Source organism: Paraburkholderia steynii (assembly GCF_900100565.1).
In the GTDB taxonomy this organism is placed as follows: Bacteria; Pseudomonadota; Gammaproteobacteria; order Burkholderiales; family Burkholderiaceae; genus Paraburkholderia; species Paraburkholderia terrae.
This window is the reverse complement of record NZ_FNDI01000027.1, coordinates 85,211-106,533: the sequence shown is the minus strand read 5'-3', so window position 1 is coordinate 106,533 and position 21,323 is coordinate 85,211. Positions and strand designations below refer to the sequence as shown.

General features: G+C 58.3%; 19 protein-coding genes and 2 pseudogenes. 14 read left to right on the top strand and 7 right to left on the bottom strand.

The window, feature by feature from the left end; genetic code table 11:
- The first annotated feature begins 12 nt into the window (after window positions 1–12).
- The 5 genes and pseudogenes from BLT65_RS35700 to BLT65_RS47415 all read left to right on the top strand — a co-directional run bounded on the left by BLT65_RS35700 (window position 13) and on the right by BLT65_RS47415 (window position 3,733).
- Window positions 13–1,074, top strand: a complete 1,062-nt coding sequence (locus tag BLT65_RS35700) for a hypothetical protein (RefSeq protein WP_244186872.1) — start codon at window positions 13–15, stop codon at window positions 1,072–1,074.
- 672 nt (window positions 1,075–1,746) lie between these two features.
- Entirely contained in the window at window positions 1,747–2,022 is a 276-nt protein-coding gene (locus BLT65_RS46750; RefSeq protein ID WP_143036619.1) for a hypothetical protein, read from the top strand.
- 541 nt (window positions 2,023–2,563) lie between these two features.
- A pseudogene (locus BLT65_RS48830) lies at window positions 2,564–2,822 on the top strand (formimidoylglutamate deiminase); the annotation flags it as partial.
- 50 nt (window positions 2,823–2,872) lie between these two features.
- Window positions 2,873–3,133: a hypothetical protein gene (locus BLT65_RS46745; RefSeq protein WP_143036618.1), complete on the top strand. Its 261-nt coding sequence runs from the start codon at window positions 2,873–2,875 to the stop codon at window positions 3,131–3,133.
- 192 nt (window positions 3,134–3,325) lie between these two features.
- Entirely contained in the window at window positions 3,326–3,733 is a 408-nt protein-coding gene (locus BLT65_RS47415) for a hypothetical protein (protein WP_167306602.1), read from the top strand.
- A 1,667-nt stretch (window positions 3,734–5,400) separates the two neighbouring features.
- Here the strand turns inward: BLT65_RS47415 and BLT65_RS35680 are convergent.
- The 5 genes from BLT65_RS35680 to BLT65_RS35660 all read right to left on the bottom strand — a co-directional run bounded on the left by BLT65_RS35680 (window position 5,401) and on the right by BLT65_RS35660 (window position 9,145).
- Window positions 5,401–6,048 (bottom strand): RES family NAD+ phosphorylase, encoded by a 648-nt coding sequence (locus tag BLT65_RS35680; RefSeq protein ID WP_091787117.1) that lies wholly within the window; start codon window positions 6,046–6,048, stop codon window positions 5,401–5,403.
- The gene (locus tag BLT65_RS35675) at window positions 6,045–6,695 is read right to left on the bottom strand and encodes a hypothetical protein (RefSeq protein WP_143036617.1); all 651 of its coding nucleotides are present in this window, start codon (window positions 6,693–6,695) and stop codon (window positions 6,045–6,047) included. The genes BLT65_RS35680 and BLT65_RS35675 overlap by 4 nt, the downstream gene beginning before the upstream one ends.
- Before the next feature lie 104 nt (window positions 6,696–6,799).
- Window positions 6,800–7,126, bottom strand: coding sequence for a hypothetical protein (locus tag BLT65_RS35670; RefSeq protein ID WP_091787111.1), 327 nt, complete (start codon window positions 7,124–7,126; stop codon window positions 6,800–6,802).
- Between the two features lie 278 nt (window positions 7,127–7,404).
- Complete coding sequence (locus tag BLT65_RS35665; RefSeq protein ID WP_091787109.1) at window positions 7,405–8,493, bottom strand: phospholipase D family protein; 1,089 nt, start codon at window positions 8,491–8,493, stop codon at window positions 7,405–7,407.
- A 37-nt stretch (window positions 8,494–8,530) separates the two neighbouring features.
- On the bottom strand, window positions 8,531–9,145 hold the full coding sequence (locus tag BLT65_RS35660; protein ID WP_091787106.1) for a hypothetical protein: 615 nt from the start codon (window positions 9,143–9,145) through the stop codon (window positions 8,531–8,533).
- Between the two features lie 164 nt (window positions 9,146–9,309).
- Here BLT65_RS35660 and imuA point away from each other — a divergent pair, with 164 nt between their 5' ends.
- Window positions 9,310–10,017 carry a translesion DNA synthesis-associated protein ImuA gene (imuA, locus tag BLT65_RS35655; RefSeq protein WP_091787103.1) on the top strand — a complete coding sequence of 236 codons (708 nt, stop codon included), beginning with the start codon at window positions 9,310–9,312 and terminating at the stop codon, window positions 10,015–10,017.
- A gap of 25 nt (window positions 10,018–10,042) precedes the next feature.
- Window positions 10,043–10,306: a Y-family DNA polymerase gene (locus BLT65_RS35650; protein ID WP_167306601.1), complete on the top strand. Its 264-nt coding sequence runs from the start codon at window positions 10,043–10,045 to the stop codon at window positions 10,304–10,306.
- Between the two features lie 158 nt (window positions 10,307–10,464).
- On the opposite strand, the gene BLT65_RS35645 is transcribed toward BLT65_RS35650, so the two are convergent.
- Window positions 10,465–10,770: a hypothetical protein gene (locus BLT65_RS35645; RefSeq protein WP_091787097.1), complete on the bottom strand. Its 306-nt coding sequence runs from the start codon at window positions 10,768–10,770 to the stop codon at window positions 10,465–10,467.
- A 160-nt stretch (window positions 10,771–10,930) separates the two neighbouring features.
- On the opposite strand from BLT65_RS35645, the pseudogene BLT65_RS48130 reads away from it, so the two are divergent.
- Window positions 10,931–11,288: pseudogene (locus tag BLT65_RS48130) on the top strand (FMN-binding negative transcriptional regulator); the annotation flags it as partial.
- Window positions 11,289–11,352: 64 nt separating this feature from the next.
- Here the strand turns inward: BLT65_RS48130 and BLT65_RS35640 are convergent.
- Window positions 11,353–11,952 (bottom strand): lytic transglycosylase domain-containing protein, encoded by a 600-nt coding sequence (locus BLT65_RS35640; protein WP_042305832.1) that lies wholly within the window; start codon window positions 11,950–11,952, stop codon window positions 11,353–11,355.
- A gap of 1,339 nt (window positions 11,953–13,291) precedes the next feature.
- Between BLT65_RS35640 and BLT65_RS35635 the strand changes: the two genes are divergently transcribed.
- The 6 genes from BLT65_RS35635 (at window position 13,292) to BLT65_RS35610 (ending at window position 21,304) form a co-directional block, all read left to right on the top strand.
- A complete protein-coding gene (locus tag BLT65_RS35635) occupies window positions 13,292–14,125 on the top strand; it encodes a phytanoyl-CoA dioxygenase family protein (RefSeq protein ID WP_042305831.1) in 834 nt (277 codons plus the stop codon).
- A gap of 17 nt (window positions 14,126–14,142) precedes the next feature.
- Entirely contained in the window at window positions 14,143–14,556 is a 414-nt protein-coding gene (locus tag BLT65_RS35630; protein ID WP_091787094.1) for a RidA family protein, read from the top strand.
- A 79-nt stretch (window positions 14,557–14,635) separates the two neighbouring features.
- The gene (locus tag BLT65_RS35625; protein ID WP_042305829.1) at window positions 14,636–15,994 is read left to right on the top strand and encodes a DUF1329 domain-containing protein; all 1,359 of its coding nucleotides are present in this window, start codon (window positions 14,636–14,638) and stop codon (window positions 15,992–15,994) included.
- Window positions 15,995–16,069: 75 nt separating this feature from the next.
- Window positions 16,070–17,899, top strand: coding sequence for a DUF1302 domain-containing protein (locus tag BLT65_RS35620; RefSeq protein WP_091787091.1), 1,830 nt, complete (start codon window positions 16,070–16,072; stop codon window positions 17,897–17,899).
- Between the two features lie 45 nt (window positions 17,900–17,944).
- A complete protein-coding gene (locus tag BLT65_RS35615) occupies window positions 17,945–20,305 on the top strand; it encodes an efflux RND transporter permease subunit (RefSeq protein WP_091787087.1) in 2,361 nt (786 codons plus the stop codon).
- A gap of 33 nt (window positions 20,306–20,338) precedes the next feature.
- On the top strand, window positions 20,339–21,304 hold the full coding sequence (locus BLT65_RS35610) for a WD40/YVTN/BNR-like repeat-containing protein (RefSeq protein ID WP_091787084.1): 966 nt from the start codon (window positions 20,339–20,341) through the stop codon (window positions 21,302–21,304).
- The last annotated feature ends 19 nt before the right edge of the window (window positions 21,305–21,323 follow it).

The window sequence follows — 21,323 nt, the reverse complement described above, 5'->3', positions numbered from 1 at the left end:
AACGAGGGAAAATTGGCATCGGAGTTATTTTTTGTAGTCCCTGTCGTCCGGCGCGACACCCTTGAACTGGTGATGGACGGGGTGAAAGGGATTCGCTCGCTTTCTGGAGTTGCGATTAAAATCATCACGCCGTTCAACGAGGAATTCTTCCGATGCTATTCGCCGGCTGAGGGTCTTGAGGCGGTCGCTCTGGTCGACGTTGAGAACGTCGAGTGCAATACATTCAGGTCCAACGCTGCGAACACTCCGTTGCTTGCGGCGTTGACGTGCGCAGCGGCCGTCGCCGAGGTGGGCGGTCCACATGTACTTATATTTGTCGGGCTCGAATCATGCGCCGACACCCTCGCTGACTATGAGTTTTTGCTGAGGCGGCGCCTCGCCCCGGCACGTGTATTCGTGCTCGATACCCAGCCGATGACATCACCGAGTTTGCGCACCACTGACATGGCGAATGGGAGCTCCCTGCATACGTCGTCAACGATCAGGCTTTTGCCACCTCAACAAAAACGCGTCGAACGTCAGGCGCGAGAAGGAGCGAGGGCTGCGTTCGGTCTGACGAAGACGGACTTCGCCGTCCTTATTCCGGACGACGAGAGCGTTCGTGAAGAATCGAGTCGCAATGCCCGGTTCGTCCGTGCATTGTCGAAAGCACAGAATACGCATTTTCTGGCCGGTACAAACCTGCTGCAATCAGGGGCGCCTTCGGTCGGCGTGCCGCTTTTGGATGCAGGCATCGAAACGCCCGTCTTGGCTAACGCGATCGACGCAGCGGACATGGTTATAAGTTTCCGGGGCAAGAAGAGTATATCGGGTTGCTCCTTTGATGCGGCCGCTGGAAATTTCCTCGCCGTCCGCAACGATCACACTGAGAAGTTTGCTCTTCTCGCAGACAGCGACGCGTGCGACGCGATCGACGATTTCATTGAAGCAATTGACATATTGCCGCGCAACGCAGATCGATCGGCCGAAATGTTGCGGTACGCGCTCGTTAGGAATCTTCAGGCTCGAGCGAGTCTTGCCTTCGGGAGAAGCTTGTTTCGCGTGATAACGCAAAATCACGGAGCGCAGGCTTGACTCGCGGACGAGTGCAATGGATCAGTGATTCATTTCGTGGCTTTGTTCCGTGTCGAGGTCCTGAAGCTCACGAAAGGTTTGCTCAGTCAAGCTCATCGACCTGTGTATCCGCGTTTCACATACCGGCGTTTATCCCAAAGCCGCGTCTACGAAAGTCCGGCGCGACAAACTACCACGTAAGATCACAGAATTATCTCCTTTTCGTCCGAAGCGCGTCGATTGGTCATGGAATCGGACTTGTTCGACAGAGCCGACAACCACGGACGTCATCGGATACCTTTCGGTCCCCGTCAAACTAGCTCCTTTTCCGTGCGAAAGGATATGAAAGTAACTGGAGGGACTTGTAAAGGTTCGTTGATAGGTCAACCTAGCCCGGTCGGCGACAAAGCTGAGTGACAAGAGAGTTCTATATGGGGAAAACCTGTCGATTCAGTATCTAAGCGCAATCGCCGCGCTACTGGTCGCCGCCTTTCCGATGGAAGGGAGAACGCACCTCGAGGGAGGGTAAGCGGCGGCAAAACTCAACTGACCGCACGTTTCCGAGGACCGGAATGGATGAAGCATACGGCCATGGTTTGCTCGCGGAAGACAGAATGTTTGCGATATCCGTCGACTGAAATTATTCGAGTTGGATAGACGTTACACTGCGTCACGCTTTCACCTGGAGGTGTGATGATCGACGTGGTTCTCGCTCTCTGCATGATCGGTATCTCAGCGCTATTTGCATTTGCCAGTCACATAGATCCCGCCACTGGCCGCTTTTCTCCGGTGACCTTCTGGTGTGATATCCACGCAGCATCGGTTGATTTAGATAAAATTTGGATGACCCGATGCGTTCGGGAAGGATGGCGAGCAAATGAAAAGGAAGCCATACCGAGCTTTCTGATGCGGCGGGGCCTGAATGCCTCCGCTTTTGTTTCAGTAACCAATCGACTTCGTGACCATTAGTCAAGGAAGACTGCACCGAGATATCTCAGCGAAATGTCAGGACCAACTAGACCAATTGTTCCGGGCCGGAGCAAGCGATCTCCAGCTCATTGCGCTTTCCTTTTTTGCCGAAACATTTGCCGCGCGCGCCTGTATGCCGTCGCACACATACGCCCGCACGTTAAGGTTTTCCGACCATCCACGCGATGGAGCTGCACGCGGCAGTTTGATCGCATCGATTCGCTCGAGAGGAACTCACCCGATGTCTTCGGCACCCACGGACGGTCGTGTGGCGCGCCGTATGGGTGGATTGCGATATCGTGCAGCTCGGCAACGGTAAACCTTAGCGCGGATGGCTGAGCCTGCGTCTCGTCCGATAGACTTGTTCGCCGACCTCGGCCTGCGGGTTCACCATCCTTCAAGTGTGTGTCCTTGGGCTCACAGATCAGCGACGGTACGAGAACAAACCGATCAGATCGTGTGCCAATTCGGCCCGTCCTCGTCAGTCATCGCGAAAACCGGGCAACAGTCGCGGCTTGTCTTATTTAGAGGAAGAGGGGTGCGCATCACGCCCAACGATCTCACCGCGATCGAGGCTGGCTTTGCGTCGAATCGTCAAAGGCTGACTAGAAGTCGGTTTGCGAATTCCACTACGTGCTTCACGCGCAGGTCGGCCGGCGTTATACGAACTCCGCCGAACTGGCCCAGCGCGTGGTCAAAGCGGCAGAGGTCACCGGCATCCGAATGACGACGCTGCCGGTGCTCTAGCGCCTCCGCGAGACGACCAGCGGCGCTTCATCAACACGCTCGACCAGTTGGTCGCCGTCGTTGATTTCGTCGTCGTCCGGATAGTCCACAGGAGCTTCCTCTCGTGAAAAGAATCGATATTCCAACTGCGTCGACCGGCCCAGGAGGCAGCACGAAGCGCGTCAGCCTTCGTCCGTTGCGCGGCCGTCTCGCACTAGCGCGCCGGGAAAGGGTTTGCCGCTCTCAGCAAGGCATCTCGAAAGGCGTTTGGAAGAGGCTCATCGTCGCCGTATTCGAGCACTCGTTTGAGATTAGCTCGAACGCGCGCGCCGACCAGATGCGGCTTTTCGTGGCACACGGCAAAAGCATGAGCACCAGCATCTGAGACAACGTTTCCACTGCAAGCCAGCGATCGCATCTTGCACCCTCGACCCTGCATTCACTGCGTGCGAGGCGTTCGTTAATCGATTTTTCGTCCATCGGGCTTCCTCTTATGAAGTCTGACAGGTGTAAGTCAGAACCGCGCATAGATGCGCTTCATCGGAAGGGCTTCGCGTCTGTATCCCGGGCGAACCGAATGAAAGCGAGTTCCGGTTTCGCAGAGGTGCGAAATCTCATCGGTTCGGATCACTTTCCAGCTAAACAGGTGCGCGCGTTCGCTGCCGCCAGCGATCTGGTAGGCACGCAGCACGTGATGACCACGGTAGTCGATTCCGTACGTGTGTGGCTCGACTACGCGAAGAAATCCTTCGTAGTAGATCTGCAGTTCTCGGCGTCCGCTGGTGGCATTTATGAGTTGTTGATGGAAACGCATGGTGTTTTTTACGAGACTGCATCCGTGACCTCGTCCGAGTTCTGGCGCATGGGGCGACGCCACCGCAACAAGTGCTCAGCGCATTTCGCGCGTGCGGACACCGTTCGCGAAATGGCGTCTAAGCAAATTCGCTTCGCGGCGCGCAGATATCACCCAAGGATCAAGGCGTGATGAGCCCGGAGCAGATTCAAGGACGGCTTCGAACTCGCTTTCAAAAAGCGCTAGAGCTGATGATGGATCGGCGTGCGTGCGCACGAGCGCATGTATCGCGACGGACATCACAGCTAGTTGGCCAATGAGGTTCTGACATGCGATCTCGATGCTCAGAACGCGCTCGTGCAAATCGTCAGGAACTTTATCAATCACTGAGGTTTTCCTTGATGAACCTTGTTTGTCTATGCGCCGATGCTGATCGAATAACACATGGGGCAACGGATGTAGTACCGACAAAGTGCAGATTCGCGATTGCCTTTGAGAAGGGCAAAACCACAGCGCGAGCATCCATAGGTGGTATCGCAGTTTCCGGACGCCGAAGCACTGTCTCCGGACAAAAGCGGTTTAAAGCCGAGCCGTGTCAGACGGCCGGCAGGTTTGAGCTTGATACGTCGCATTCGAACTTCCTTTTCTGAAAGCCACTGATTCCGGCGTCTTAGACCACCGTAAAGGCTGACACAGAAGGGCGCTCGATGCGCTCCAAAACCTTGTCGCTATACGTCATGGTGCGGGCAAAACACTGTCTTTGTGCGCCACGCGCCGCCGGAAGAGCAGCGACGCTCTGGTTCACCACATCCGGTAGTCATTGTAAGGATTATTCGTAAGCGTTCTTTTGAGGACGTCTTGCGAGGTCTTCTTATGCTATGGGAAGTTCCATTTCGTTATAAACGAAATGAGTTCGTCCTTCCGTTGCGCTCGTTTTCTCGCCGACCGACATCTGTAGAAAGCCGCACTTCCGGTAGCAGGCAATTGCACGGAGATTGATTGTTCTGGTATTCAAACAATCGTCGTCCGGGCTTGTGATGAGCGCAACGTTGCCACGATCGCCGTGATCGTCCGCTCACTGATATCGCCAACGAACATGTATGGTACGCCAATGAGTATCCCGAGAACACTCACCTCGGACTTGTCAGGTTTAGACTCTGACCAGACCGTTCCGATGTCGACGGCATCGACGACACGTAGATTTGAGCGAGGTCAGTTTTCGTCGATGGCTGCAAGTACAGATTCATAGTCAATGAATCTACATGGTTCTTTTAGTATGGCGGCCTGGTCGATTTACGAAAATGGGAGCGCGGTAAGCAAAAAAAGTGGCCGCACCGAGACATCTGGTGCGGCTCCGCCGAATGGAACCCCCGTTCGGTTCCAATTTACCGCTTCCGAGATCATGAAAAAGACCGCGCCAGCATGGGCCGGCGCGGCACAACAACGATCTAGACCAGTTGTTCCACGGGGTTGGAACGGGATAATTCTAGGGGATCGATGCCGACGGCTTTCGTCAGAATATTTCCCGGATACGCCAATTTTGCCCAATACCGGTTAGCGGGGATCTGGGTAGCATTGTCCGCGTACGAAAGTCGCCCACCAACACACCCTGGGTGAGGTAGATCGTTTGAATTCGCCGTCATGGATGCATCAAGGGCCGATTAGAACGATTGCGATCAAATGAACGGGATCGTGAGCATCAAAGGATAACAAATCGACAACGCGAGGGCGTCTGTGGTGGGAGAGTCGGCTTGCTCGTAACGCGGAGGGCAGGACGGCTTTATACCGTCGAAGGCAACCCTCAGAACATGTACGGTTCAAAAATCAAATGCGCAACTCCTCGTCGTTGTACTGGCTGTTCAGACCATTCCAATCTTCAAACTTGTAGCGAGTTTGACTACCTTGCTGCGCGCAGGAAGTTCAGCGAGCGAGACGTGTTCGATGACATTGAATGGTTTGTCCGGATAGCCGGGTATGCGCTGGCCAAAGAGCATGATGCAACGACCAGCGTCATGGCGACGGGAACCGTAAGCAATACCTTGAGCGTCGGGTCTTTGGTCAAATGCTGCCTGTGCCCACTGTCGGGTCTGCGGGTAAAAGGCTGGCAGACTTTCGATCAACCGATGTCGCTCCAGTCCCAGTGCAGGAAGATACGGACTATGAAAGCTCACACACTGGATCGGATCATCGAATGCGATGCGAGCAATCTGATAGCTGTCCAGCCTGTCGAGATCGAAGCTGCCTGCCGGGTTAAGGGGGATGTCGTGAAAAACCGACTCCATGATTGCGCAGTTAAACGTGCTGGCTGCGTAGTAAGTGTGGACGGGCGTTGCGTCCGGTTGTTTGAGCGGTGCGAACCGGGTGTCGCCCCAGCCCTTGGCAAAACTGGACGCCGTGTTGGGATGAGGATCCACTGAATAGACGTGATACCATTCTGGCACGTCTTCTCGGGTTATTTCCTCCAGTACGAACTCTTCGCTCTCGCGCGGAGCGGGGATCCAGATCACGCGCTGTAGCTCCCATGATGCCGACGAGCCGCTGCCAGGACATCATCCGGACGGTCTAGCGCATCCCTGGGGGCCACTGGCCGTGGATCTCCCGGGCCCTGCGTCGCGATCCAGCCGTTTGGAGCATGAAACCATGCAGCGATCTTCCACGTATCGGCAACGGGTCCGAGCGCAGCAAGGATCTCGCGAATGATGGGCAAGGGCTGGCACAGAGCATCGAACTGATATGCCGCAAAGTATTCCCGGCCATTCACGTTCACGCTATAAATCCGGCCGCGGCGTTTCCAGTCGCTGGCCGGCTGGGACTTGCTGCCCGGCGGCGTCTGCTGCAGAGCATTTATCTGCTCGGACGTCAGCCAGTCGCCGGACTCGAAAACAGCGCGCATTGTCGCCATTCGCTGCTGCCGCTCAAACAGCAACTCGTCGGATGGCTCGACGAGACGGGTCACCAGACGCACAATTTCGTCTGCCCGCTCGATGACGCCTTGACTCGCATCTGGAGTTGAGAACATCAGTCTTGCAGCCCGCTCAAAGCTTGCCTGGAAGGATTCCGCAACCGCCGGGTTGACCCCTGCCGGCAGCGGGACACTGAACTGGACGTACCGACCTTCGGAGCCTTCGACCTTCGCGTGGTCATCGAGAATCATTGCGACCTCCGTCAATGCCAACATTGCCAACATATTAACACTTCTCGGCAATGTCGGCACAGGTTAGGTCGATATGGAAAGCAATATATTTGACATGTTTTTTATCAACATTTTGGGGCCAGATCATCCAGTGCCTGCAGACCGCCCTCGGCCCAACTGAGAAACGCCTGCACCTCGCGTCGCACGTCCTCAAGTCTGGCGGGCTCGTGGACCGCCGTCATGTCGCCCAGCATGACCTTCCACGCCTTGCCCGTCGTCGCGAATCCCTCCAGCAGCCGGCGGCGGTTCGCCATGAAATGAATCTTGAACTCGTCGGCGATGGGAATTTCCATGTCGAGCGATTTGCGCCACATCTCCATCGACACGAGCATGAAGTCGGGATCGAACTCCACAACCATCGGCTTCTGCCGCTTTGCTGCGTCTTCCGTCATTTGGACCCATTCATCCAGGTTGTGCGATGCTGGCGGAACTGCGCGTGAGTCGGGTCGTTCAAGACCTCGATGCCAGTTTTGTTTTGAGCCCCGCAGCGTTGCTTTGGCACACATACACTCTGAAAGGAGTTGAAGGCCGCGCGGTCAGTTGCCAGTGACTTGCGAGAGGCTCGCAACGAGCGCGGCCAATCGAAGGCCGAAGGCGCGGCGCATGCTGCCGCCAAGCAAGGCACCAAAAGCGCGCGAGTAATCCGAAGTAGTTGGTTCCTGTTTCCCGATCAATCGCGCAATCTATCCACTCCGGCGATCGTCAGCGCTTCGTGCAGCGATATGTAGCCCTTACGGTCGTGCTTCGCGAGAATGCTCTCAGACGCCCCCTCAAGCGCACTGGCCAGAAGTTTTGCGTCAGCCGGTCCGTACTTCCACTCGAGTACTTTCCGGACACGTGAAGCGAAGAACACGTTGTGGCGTTGACCGCGGTGGCTGTAACTGGTATCGAGTTCGCTTATGTACTTCCACGCGCCTTCGCTCACCAGCGAGCCGTTTGCGCGGATGCGGAAGCAAAGCAGCGGGCCGTCAGAGGGGAGGCTCGACCATCCGTCGAAGATTTCGTATGGCGAGACGCTGGGCACAACCGAGCCACTTCGCTCAATGTCGGACAGTTTCGTGGAGGCCGCTTTGACGGCTCGCTCTGACGCGTCATCGCTATAAATGCACATGTAGATCGGCACGCCGTCGACTTGTTGGCGGTGCACATCGGCAAAGCGGGCCCCACTGCGACCACTGCTGACGAATGCCGCAGTATTCTGGTCCCCCCACATTGCCTCCGCCTGCTTGAGGTCATCGTCCGTAACTTGCAACGCGGCAGCCCACAGTTTTTGGTACCACGCGTCCATATCGCGAAGGCTGTCTCGGTCATTTACGAGCCAACCTGCCTCGTGCCACCCGGAGCCCATATCCGGGTTTGTAGTCAGCCCGTTTTCGGACAGATTCGCTGAACCGATGATCGCACTGGTATCGCCAATAATAACCTTTGCGTGAAGGTTTCGGAGATGACGAATCTCGATGCCTCGATACGCTTTTAGGGCTTGGATTGCTCTGGGGTTCGTACCACCAGACAGTAAATTGCAAAGCAAGCGTACAGAAGCGGTGGATCTTCCGAGGATCTCGTCGCAGCCTTGGCCGACGAATGCGACGGCTGCCGAAACTGGCTCGCCGGAATCGACCAGCTTGAGAACTTGGTCGTGGTAAGTAGCTGCAGTTATGAACACGTTTTCTTCTCTCGTTGGGTAGCGACGACACCCCGCAATTTCATTTCCGCGGTCGCCTATTCGAAAAGGTCGTTCAGGCGAGCCGCCGCCGTCCATTCGCCAATTTGTTCGGCACGCTTACACTTCGCGGTAGTTAATTGGCCGCCTGCCAACCGTCACTCGTCAGCGAAACCGGTTGGGTCGCTTGGCCCTTCCCCGCCACGTCAGCAGCGAGATCGGGATAAGCGGCCTTCAACTGCTCGTTCTCGGCCCACTTCGGGACATCATCGATCGCGTACGAGTAATAGACCGTCGTGGTCGTCACGTTCCCCACGGTTACCGGTGCATCCCATTTCACTACCTTCGTCAATTTGGCCTTTCCATAACAGAAGCGACCGGTTTCCTGTTTCGGGTATGGCTGCAACTCCTCGCGTACCAGGATCTTCTTGCCTTCATCGGTCAAACTGAAAATCGCTTTCTTGCGGAAGTTGGTCGACGCGCTTGGACCCTCCTCTTTCACTGTCGCTAGTCCTGCATTAACGAATCCGATGCCTGCGTCGTAAAACGCGTATGGATTGCCGTGATCCGATGGCTCTGAGGAGGCCGGCCATGACGCTGCGGGGAGACAGTGTTCGGGGCTCGCGGCCAGCTTTTGATTGACGGCGGCCGCGAAGTTCTCTTCGTTTGGCGTCGACTTGTTCGAGCAGGCGGCCAACAAGACAGCGGTAGCGACGGCCGCCGTGAGACGAAGCGAGAAAGTGTTGTGCATGTCGACGAGCGCGCAATCGTAATAAGAATGTTCGCAAATCTATCACGCAACTCGAAGACGATGCACCGGTGCAATAAACCGATTGTTCGCCGGGAGAACCGGTTTCAACCTCTTTACGCATCCAGGCTATACTGTATATATATACAGCTTTTTAAGGGGGAGCGATGAGCGCCGTATCGCTACCGGAGGCCATCCATCCGGATCTCTGGAAAGGCAACCAGCTTGCCCGAGCCGCCTCTAGGGTCGTCCCTTGCGGTGACGAAATCCTCGCAGCAGAACTGCCTGGCGGCGGCTGGCCTCGCGGCGCGCTCACCGATCTGCTTGTCCAGCAGACCGGCTGCGGCGAACTGCGTCTGCTACGGCCCGCCCTTGAGCGCCTGGGATCGAAACCGATCGTGCTCCTCCAGCCACCGCACAACGTCCAGCCGACCGCATTCGCGTGGTGGGGCCTCGATCCGTCGAATCTGCTGATCGTGAAAGCACTGAAGACGGCAGACGCGTTGTGGGCGGCCGAGCAGATTCTGCGCGCGGGCACCTGCGGCGCGCTCGTGTTCTGGCAGCAGCACGTGCGGCCCGAGGCGGTGCGGCGGCTGCACTTGGCCGCGCAGACGTCGGAGTCGCTCTTTTTCATGGTGCGACCGCTCGCAACGACCCGCGACGCCTCGCCCGCTCCGCTGCGCCTCGCGATTCGCGCTGCGAAAGGTGGCGTCGATGTCCAGTTTCTGAAGCGCCGTGGCCCTGCCCGCGATGAACCGCTGTTCGTCTCTCTGACGCCCTCTCCAATCCTGAACGTAAAACGCAATGCAGCTGTGGATAGGCGTCCATCTCCCGTTGTTGTGCCTCGAAGTGTTCCGGCCGAAGTGGTCGCGTGAACCCGATGACGGCGCAGGCCTCGCAGTGCTCGAGAAGGAGCGCGTCATTGCGGCCGACCCGTCCGCACGCGCGGACGGTGTCTGCATTGGCATGCGGCGCGGCGGCGTCTTGACGCTCGCACCTGCCACCATCATGCAGGAGCGCGACGGCTCTGCGGAGGTCAACGCGGTGCGAGAAATCGCGACAGGGCTGCTGAACCTCTCGCCGCAGGTTGCGATTGCCGAGGAAAGCACGGTGCTGGTCGACGTGTCAGGTGTGGCCTTGATTTTCGCGCAGGTTTCCCGTTAGGGCGCCCTTGCCTGGCAGCGCATTGCCTTGCGTCCCCAAATATTTTTATATAAAAATCAGCTAGTTGCTGCCTACCTGTGTTGGGTACACATATAGGCGGCGGTGTATGCACTCAAAATGACCGTCGCTATCGACCCTTCATCGAGCTGGGCGAGCGGTCAGTCTCCGCCAACTTGCCCGTGGCGCGTGCAAGTCGCAAGCTTGCCGGGGATTGATGACGGCCGCCGAGTTTCGGGAAGCTTGCGGTGCGCAGGTAAAAGACGTCTCCCGGCCCCCTTCGCCTCCATGACGATTAGCGCGACGTGGTGACCTGCAAGCTTCTCAAGCATCGAGTCAAAGCTGACATGATCATTCGGAAGATTCAACGGAGTGGATGTCACACCAACTGCTATGTCCAAAGTGGCTTTCGCCACGTCGATGCCAGCAATGACCAGCGTCGGATTCGGAACTGGCAAGCTCGTCATTACCCCTCCTTGGACATGCGAATTCGCTACAGACAACTGTTCGGGCTTTCGATGAGCAGTTCGGCACTGCGCCTTAATGATTGGAGACGGGCTTCAATCCCATGGAAGTTCTGGCTGCACGAGCCTCGCTAAACTTGCATCTACACCAGCCTGTGATCGCATTGCCCAACATCCGTTTGGCACGTTAGTCGCGCATGGGAAAAGCGGACTCGACGCCAACACATTCCTTTCGAACTAGCGATGGGAGAGGGAGGTCAAGGCGTACTGCGCGTGCGCCACGCGGGCGAGCCACGTATGGCAGGAAGTCGCGAATGGCGACGAGGTGCTTGTGGTCTTTCATGCCGGGGCGAAGCCTGCCTGTCGCCGGTATCCGGGCAAGCATGAACTGCACGAGCGGGGGTGCCGACCTGAAATTACATGATTGTCCATGCTCACGGACGCATCGCGATCATCGACGAAAGCGTTATGCGCGCAGTGTCATCGATCGCTTGACGCGCGCGCACGAAGCCTCGCAGCCATAACCTGGAACAGGGTCGATGCGTCCATGTACTACCTCACAATCGAATCCAAACAAGGCTGCGTCTACAAGCCAAATGCCGTTTTCATCATGCTCAAGCGATCGGCAACCCGTCGTGCATAGCCCTTGGCGCCCCCGCTATAGCGACATAGCGCGCCCTCGAGGTCTCCGCCTGACGCCCTTATGTAGTCTCGGAGAATCGCGGACCCAATACGGACGTTGGTGCGCGGATCGGTCAAATCGGACGTGCGAAGGACACGGTCTCTGTGTTGAGATGGAAGTACTTGCATGAGTCCCTTGGCGCCAACAACACTTATCGCAAATCGGTCGAAACTAGATTCGACTGCGATCACTGCAAGCAATAACAACGGCGAGATTGCGTAACGCCTTGCCGCAGTTAGCACCGCGTGACCGATTCCCAAGGCGTCGTGTAATCCTATATGAAAGCGCGAACTCACAACAGCTGCGATTTCCTCTGCTGTGGGTGCTTCCTCTAGCGGCAGTTCGACCGCTTCAGCCGACGTCGGCAAAGCCGGTGCAGCAGCGCCATAACACAGCCCCGTTAGCGAGCAGAAAACCACAATAGCCGAGAGGACGATGTCGCGCAGGCGGCGAGCAAGAGGGTGTAGCCACCCAATTGAATCTTCCCTCAGGTTCGTGAACATGGTCTATGTTCCTCAATATTCCATGGTCACGACCGGTTCAATCGTCTTCCATGGAACGACACGACGACGGATAGATGAAAAAACAAAGTAGAAAATCGAAGTGTCGGGTACTGTCCAATTCAGTCTTTAAGAAATCAAACAATCTGCCCAGCACCTTCCGCAGCGGAAACAGCAGAGTCGTCAAGCCAGACGCTCGAGCGCCCGATCAATGCAAGCTGCGCACGTTTCGCTCGCAACCAACTCGCGAACGCTATTGGCATAGCGTCGGTGCGCTACGGGCACCTGTCCACGCTCTTGCATTCTTCACGTTTGATTTGTTCATCCAGCTCGACCCGCCATGCCCGGCTCGCCCGAAGTCTTTTCGATACCCATCACAATTCTCCTTCACCGCAAATTAGCATTACAGTAAGCATACCTTACTAAAATCTACAGTCCGTCGGTAGACGTTCCTGTTCAGCCAAGGCACGAACGTGTATTCGTCGTATGCATTGCTGCCCACATAAATCCAGTTGCTGAGAATGTTGGACATCATCGTCTCCTACTCTTTCCACCATTAATGGGCGCCGGTTTTGCGACAAAGGCCGCTCCATGCCGGCTTTCATGTCCTCCGATGCCAAGGCGCTGGGTTGTTAACTCGCTCGCCTGCGGCACATCAGTACCTATATGTAGTACATGAAGCATAAGATAGGTAAACATACCAACGAGGTCAAGAAAAATTTTGATGGCGTGTCCCACTGGCTTCGCGGCTGAAAAGGCGGTCTCGAGCGCTCAAGCTGCTTGCGGGTGCCGGAACCGCTTCCCGGGAGTTGTCATGGGGCTGGCAGGCTAGTGCGTAACCCTGGGGAGACCGGGATACCCTCTCTTTTTCCTCTTGCACAATGTTTTTCTTTGTGACCTAATTTTGGTGCCATTACCTAGGATGATTCTGGAAGCGATTGCAACCGAAGCACCGAACGACAGCGAACAACCGGTCGAACCGCAACTGCCCGACCAGGTCGCCCGGGCGGCCTTCGCGAACGGATTTGCGTTTCGGCCGTGAGCCTTGTGCGCCGGGCCAGCTACTGCTCGCCAGGAAGATCTATGGCCCGACGGCATCTTCCTCGTCGAACGCCTCGCGTGCCTTCATCGATCGTTGAACCCGTGAAACGTGGTCTGGCAGGATCTGGGGCACGTTTGATACTTCGCCATTGGCCGTAACCCGCAGAACACAGGGAATTCCCCGTCTTTTCTTCTTTTTTCTATTTTTGTATTATGACCTAACTTTGGTAGTATTTTCTACGAAGGCGCCGCAGGAAGCGTTTGCAACCTGGTCGCCTTTTGACAATTCAGGAGTTCAGCTATGGATGAAGCCACGCGCAAGGCGTTCGCGGAGGACGGCGCCGTTCCGGTCAAGGGCCTTCTCAACGAGCAACAGTTGGCCCGGTGCCGACAGGTCTTCGACTGGGGTATAGAGAACCCAGGGCCTATGGCCTGCAGCCTCTTCGACGGCACAGTGCACAAGACGCGCAACGACAACGCCAATCCGTATGCGAAGGGACGTCTGGACGAGCTCGTTGGAGAGCTGCCGTTCGGCCGACTGTTCGCGGATCTCTGGGGCTCAGACAACGTCTGGTATTTCGCAGAGGAACTGTTTCTCAAGAGCGGGGGCAATAGCGGCCGCTCGCCTTGGCATCAGGACACGTCCTACCTGCCATGGAAGGGGATGCACTTTGGCAATGCCTGGATCAGTTTCGAGGCCGTGCCCAAACAAAATGCGCTTGAGGTCGTGCGCGGGTCGCATCAAGGCCCCCGTCACGACGGCACGACCTTTCAAAATGCTGAAGATCCGACTGATCCCTTGCATGGCGGCGATGTCTGGCCGCGCCTGCCGAATATCGAAGTAGGGCGCCGCGCTAACCCGGCTGCCTACGACATCCTTTCGTGGGCGACCGAGCCGGGTGACGTCTTGCTGATGCATCCGGGCGTACTGCACGGTGGCGGCGCGGTGGACCCAGCGTTTCCGGATCGCCACACGCTCGTACTGCGCTTTTTCGGCGACGACGCGGTTTTCAGCCCACTTCCGCAACCGAGTATCTCGGGCTTCACCGCGGCTGGGGTCTTGTTCCTCGAAGAACTTGCTGCGTTGAAAGACGGGGATCCGTTTCGCGCAACGTGTTTCCGTCAACTCGTCTGACCAAAGGAACCACCATCATGGCAACGCCCACTTCGCGGCAACCGATCATCCCGAAGCCGTTCCAAGCGTTCTACGACGCCTATCACTTTTCTCCCGCGACCCGCGTGGGGGACACGATCTGGGTCTCCGGTCAGGTCGGCATCGGCCCCGACATGAAGGCCGGCGAGGGCATGCAGGCTCAAGCCCGCATCGCCTTCGAGTCCCTGAAGGCCGTCCTCGAGACGGCGGGCGCGAGCCTATCCGATGTGGTGGAATTGACCACTTTTCACACTAACCTTCGCGACGAGATGAAGGACTTTTCGGCAGTCAAGGACGCGTACTTCCCGGCGTGCTATCCGTCGTGGACGGCGGTTGGTGTAACGCAACTGGCGCTTCCGGAGTTGTGCATCGAGATTCGGGCGGTGGCCGTGGCAGGGTGCGGCGACGGCTGAGCGGTTTGGTCCAGGGGCATTGGGTTTGAATCAATCCATATGTAGTGCGAATGAATGTAGGATAGGACGGAGAGTCGAGATGAGAAAGCACACAATCGGAGCCGTATCCGCCATCGCGGCATTGTTGCTCATGACCGGAGTGGCCGTCGCCGAGGACCTTACGCCGGTCGGCGGCGAGCGCGCGGCCAGCAAGGACGGGCTCGTGCCAGCGTTTGCCGGCAGGGAAGCCACGCCCGGAGGATGGGAATGGGGCAAGGTTCGCGGTGACTTCTGGAAGTACAAGAATGAAAAACCGGTGTACACGATCGACGCATCGAACGTCGACAAATATGCCGACAAGCTTTCGCCGGGGCAGACCCAACTCGTCAAGCAACTGAAGGGCTATCGCATGGACGTCTATCCGTCACATCGCGAATGCCAGTTGCCGGAATTCGCCGAGCAGAATTCGAAGGCAAACCTCACGACGGCGAAACTTGCTTCGGATGGCGAAACGGTGCAGGCCGCAGTGCTCCCGGGGGTCGCCTTCCCGCAGCCGAAAAACGGCGCCGAAGCGATTCTGAACTACGAGACGCGCTATCGCGGCGAAGGGATCGAGTGGTCGCCCGTTGTAACGTCCATTTCCCCGCGCCCCGGCAGTAGTGACTGGATCGACGCAGTCGGTCCGCAGGCGTTCTATTTCCCTGCAGGCAAGGAAGGCAAGACCACACCGCAGGACGTCGACCAGTTTAACCTCGGCGCGTATTTCTCGGTCGATTCGCCCGCGGCGCTGGCTGGTCAGGCTTTCGTGCAGCGCCAGTACTTCGACAAGGACTCGGAAACGTACTACTACTTTCCCGGCCAGCGTCGCGTCAGGCGCATGCCGGCATACACGCATGATGCGCCGCTGATCGGCTTCGAAAATCAGTATCTGATCGACGAATCCAACATGTTCAATGGCTCCATTGACCGGTTCAACTGGAAGCTCGTGGGCAAGAAGGAAATGATCGTCCCGTATGACGATTTCGGCATGTACGCCTTCAGGGACAAGCTCCACGACGTCGCTACGCCCAACGGCATTTCCTCCGATCATCGTCGTTATGAAATGCATCGCGTCTGGGTGGTCGAGGCAACGCTTAAGCCCACGGCGCGGCACGTCGCTTCGAAAAAGGTCGTATATCTGGACGAGGACAGCTGGCTCGCGCTCGTAGGCGAGGACTATGACGCGCAGGGCAAACTCTGGAAGGTGCGCGAGAGCTACCCGATTCCGGTGTGGGAGCTGGGCGGTGCATGCGATAACGAGCCGTTCGTGCAGTATGACCTCAACGACGGACGCTACGTGCTTGATGCTTCGTCGATCGGCCAGGGCAAGGATCTTCACTGGTATGAGCATGTCGACAACCCGCGCTTCAAGGTTGACTTCTTTACGGCGGAGTCGCTGAGGTCGGTAAGCGAGCGCTGACGCTCACTGGAAGGTCGGGGTCCGGCGCACGCGAATCGCGTGCGCCGGCTTGGAGGAGGACGGCAGGATAGAACCATGAAAACGAAGATCATCGGCAGATATGTTGCGGTATCGCTGGCCATGTTCGGAGCGGCAGCGTCGAGCGCGTACGGTTACGAGTTTACGACAGGAATCAACGATCTCACGGGCTCGTGGGTGACCAACCTGACGGCAGGCGCGGGGATCCGGACCAAGAACCCGAGTTGCTCGCTTACGGGCGATCCCAATTCCGAGGGTTGCGGCGCGGCGGCCAACACCAATCAATGGGGATTCGGCGACAACGGCGACCTGAATTACCGTAAAGGACAGGCCTTCAGTACCTACGTGAGCGCGACCAGCGAGCTGCTGATGAAGATGCCGAGCGCCGGTCTCAAGTTCATGATCCGCGGCACAGGGATGTACGACTTCCTCGCGAAAGACACTGCGAGAACGCCACTGTCGAGCACCGCATCGGCGCAGGTCGTCTACGATGCGCAACTGCTTGATCTGTGGGGCCAGAAGGATTTCGCGATCGGCGGGCGGTCCGCTCACGTGCGACTGGGCAACCAGGTGATCAACTGGGGCGAGAGCCTGTTCGCACAGGGCGGCATCAATGCCACGAACTCGCTCGATATCCAGAAGCTGCTGGTACCGGGTTCGCAACTCAAGCAGGCGCTGCTTCCCGCACCGATGGTGAGCTTCGCCGTCGATCTTTCGCATGGATTCAGTACTGAGGACTACTACCAGTTCAATTGGAATGGCAATCGCTATCCGCCCGTCGGATCTTACTGGTCAACGACGAACAGCCTGGGCCGCGGAACGCAGCCGCTCACGATCAGCACGACCAACCTCAACGTGGCGGGTCCCAGTGCGGGGACGATTGCCGGTTCGAATAGCGGCAACCAGAATGTGCTCGACGGAATCAACAACGGTCTCGTCAATGGCGGATTCGCCGGGCCGCCCTTCTTCGATATCGGTCTTCCGGTCAACTGGCAGGCGCCGTCGAAGTACAAGCCGCAGTTCGGCTTCAAGTTCAACTATGCGCCGCGCTCCTTCGGTGCGAACTTCGCGTTCTACTACATCAACTATACCGACAAGTCCCCTGTGCTTTCGTCACTGGCCAACGGGACGGAGCAGTGGTCGTATCTGCAGAACCGGCAACTGTTCGGTGTGAGCGCGAATTTCGGGCTGGGCGACTGGGCGATCGGCACGGAGCTGTCGTACCGGCCTCATGACGCCGTGGCGCTGTCGAGCTGCTATGGCGCTGGTGGTGCGCCCGATCTGAACACCAATGGTGTGCCAGGCATCAACTGCCAGCAGTGGGCCGACATGAAGAAGTTTCAGTACGACATCAACGGCATCCTCGCCCTCACGCGCAGCGAGTACCCGTTTCTCAAGCTGATCGGCGCGGATTCGGCGACGCTGAGCGCGGAGCTGACGTGGATCTACTACCCGGGCCTGAGTTCGAGCGGCATCACGCGCACGATCAACGGACAGGCGGTAACGCAGTTGCCGCAGGCGGGCTACCTTCCCTGGCTGAACAACAACTCGAGTCTCGGCTATCCGATCGGGATGGCGCAAGGCACGTCGAGCTCCGTGGGTGCAACAGTTGATTTCAACTGGACCTATGACGGCACGCTGATTCACGGCTGGCAGGTGACGCCAGGTATCACCTTCGCCGGTGGACTCTACGGCTATACGCCGACACTCAACGCGAACTATCTGCAGGGCGCGAAGTCGCTGAACCTCTACGTGCTGTTCAACCAGAACCCGACCACCTGGCAGGCGGGCATCAACTACACGCTGTTCTGGGGAGGCCACAACACGGTCGGCCAGCCATATGCGGACCGGAACTTCGTCGGGATGTTCGTCACCCGGAACTTCTGATGGCCCGATGCCGTGGGCCTTTGAATCACCTGAGGGAAGAATACCGTGTTAAATCGCCTGGTTAATAGTCTGGAAAGGGTGTGCTTCGGCCACCGGATCGCCGTGCTCGTGACGATCGGTGTGTTTACTGCCGTCATGGCCGTGTTCGCGGTGCAGCTGCGCATGGACGCTGGTTTCGAGAAACAGATGCCGATCGGCCACGAATACATCCAGACCTTCCAGAAGTACCGCTCCGACCTGCTCGGTGCGAACCGGATCACCTTCGTCGTGCGGGCCCGCAAGGGTTCGATCTGGACGAAGGAGGGGCTTACGCGCCTGTACCAGGTAACCCAGGCCGTCACGTATCTGCCGAACGTGGACCGCATCGGCGTGCAGTCGCTCTGGACGCCGAACGCCTACGTGAACGAAATCACCGACGAAGGCTTCCGCGCCGAGCCGATCATCTCCGGCAGGATCACGCCTGCCCAGCTCACGCCCGACGTCGTCGCGGCGATCCGCCGCGCGACCACGTTGGGTGGCTACGTCGGCACGCTTGTCTCGCACAACGAGGACAGCGCGATGATCACGGCCGAGATCAACGAGCGGGATCGCAACGGCAAGGTGCTCGACTACGTGGCATTCAACCATCAGCTCGAAGCACAGATCCGCAAGCCGTTCGAGGATGCGGGCTATGAAATCCAGAGCATCGGCTTCGCCAAGCAGATCGGCGATATCGCCGATGGCGCGACGGCAGTGCTCGGCTTCTGCGGTATCGCGCTCCTGCTCACTGCGCTCGCCGTCTACTGGTATTGCCATTCGGTCCGCTTCACGGTGCTGCTGATTTCGTGCTCGCTGACGTCGCTCGTCTGGCAGTTCGGCACGCTCAGGCTGCTGGGCTTCGGTCTCGATCCGCTGGCCGTGCTGGTCCCGTTCCTGGTGTTTGCGATCGGCGTCTCGCATGGCGTGCAGCAGGTCAACTTCATCGTGCGCGAGATTGCGCACGGCAACAGCTCGTTCGATGCGGCCCGTCACAGCTTCAGCGGTCTCCTGATTCCCGGTGTGCTGGCGCTCGTCACCGCGTTCGTTTCGTTCATCACGCTACTGCTAATACCGATTCCGATGGTGCGTGAGCTGGCGATCACGGCATCGCTCGGTGTCGGCTACAAGATTGTGACGAACCTCGTGCTGCTGCCCGTCGCGGCTTCGTGCTTCAACTTCACGAAGGCCTATGCCGACAATGCGCTTAAGCGCAGCGAACGGCGCTCATCGTGGCTGCGCGGGCTGGCGCGGATCGCCCAGCCGAGGTATGCGGGTGTAACCGTGGCGTTGACACTGGCAGTGTTCGCACTCGCTGCATGGCAAAGCCGCGACCGCGTGATCGGCACGCTCCAGCCGGGCGCGCCCGAACTGCGTGCGGACGCGCGCTTCAACCGCGATGCTACCTCGATCGCCAACAGCTATGACATCGGTCTCGACTGGCTCACGGTCGCAATCGAGTCGGACGGCAAGGCCTGCGACAACCCGGCCGCCGGACTGTATGAAGACGACCTGACGAGCGCGATGCGCAGCGAGCCGGGCGTCGTGTCGGTGCAGTCGTATTCGGCGATGCTGCGCCGCTACAACCAGGGTTACAACGAAGACTACCCGAGGATGAATGTCGTGCCGATCGACCCTGAAAACTACGGCGCGGTCTCGGTCGACGCCGGCCGGGTAAAGGGATTCATGAAAGGCAACTGTGGGATGACGGCAGTGCACCTGTTTCTGACCGATCACAAGGCCACGACGATCAGCCGGATTCTCAATGACGTGAAGCAGTACCGCGTATCCCACGTCTTTCCTGGTATCAACGTGCGTCTCGCGGCGGGCAATGCGGGCGTGCTTGCCGCGACCAACGAAGAGGTGGCGCGCAGTGAGTTGCCCATGATGCTTTACGTCTACGCGGCCATCCTGATCCTCGTGTTCCTGGCCTACCGCGACTGGCGCGCAATGCTGGCCTGCTGTCTGCCGCTGACGGTTGCCACCTTTATCGGTTATTGGTTCATGAAGGAACTGAAGATCGGCCTGACGGTCGCCACTCTGCCCGTCATGGTGCTGGCCGTCGGTATTGGCGTGGATTACGCGTTCTACATCTACAACCGGCTGCAGGTGCATCTGGCTCACTGCCAGGACATTGTGAAGGCCGTTCAGCACGCGATGCTGGAAGTGGGCGTCGCAACGATCTTCACGGCGATCACGCTGGCCATTGGCGTGGCAACGTGGAGTTTCTCGGCGCTGAAGTTCCAGGCGGACATGGGCAAGCTGCTGGCGTTCATGTTCCTCGTGAATCTGCTGATGGCGATGACCGCGCTTCCCGCACTGGCATCGGTACTGGAGCGCTGGTTCCCGCGTCGCAAGCCGGCACGCGCGGCCGGTCTGTTCAGCCACTGATGCCCGCGAGTACCCAATAACTGAGGCCCAGCCATGATCAAGACGCTTGTTGCCTGTACCGCGCTCTGCGCGTCCATCACCGCGTTCGCACAACCGCCGGGAACGGTCGCAACGTGGGCCGCGATGCCGGCTCATTCCTGGACCGCTCCGTCACACATGATGCTGATGGACGCCACGCGCGCCGGCAGTCGCATGGTCGCCGTGGGCGAGCACGGCGTGATTCTTCTTTCGGACGATGACGGACACAGCTGGCGGCAGGCGCGTCAGGTGCCGGTGTCGGCGACCCTCTCGGCCGTCACCTTCATCGATGCCGAACACGGCTGGGCCGTCGGGCAATGGGGCGTGATCCTCGCGACCCGAAACGGCGGCGAAACCTGGGAGAAGCAGCGCATCGACATTTCGGTCGACCAGCCGCTGTTTTCCGTGCTCTTCACCAATGAGCAGGACGGGATAGCGGTGGGTCTGTGGTCACTGATGCTCACGACCCATGACGGCGGCAGGACGTGGGCCCGAACGACCTTGCCGAAGCCGCCGGGAGGCGGGAAAGCGGACCGCAATCTGTACCACGTCTTTGCCGACCGCAAGGGCGGGCTTTATATCTCCGCTGAACAGGGGACGGTGCTCAAATCGAGCGACGGCGGCGCGAATTGGACCTACCTTCCGACGGGTGGCAAGGGCACGCTGTGGACGGGTGTGGCGCTACCTGACGGGCGGCTCGTCGTTGGTGGCTTGCTCGGCAGTCTGTTCGAAAGCCGCGATGGCGGGTCGACGTGGGCGGCGCTGAACTCGGGCACGAAGAGTTCAATCACCGATATCGTGGCGACGCGAAGCGGATTCTTGGGTGTCGGACTCGATGGCCTTGTGTTCCGGCAACACGAGGGGAGCGCGTCGTTCGAGGTTCATCAGCGCGACGATCGCGCTACGCTCACCGCCGCATTGATCGATGGCGCCGGCAAACCCGTGTTGTTTTCGCAGGACGGGGTGCTGACGGTCCGTTGAGAAACGCCAGTCGCTACCT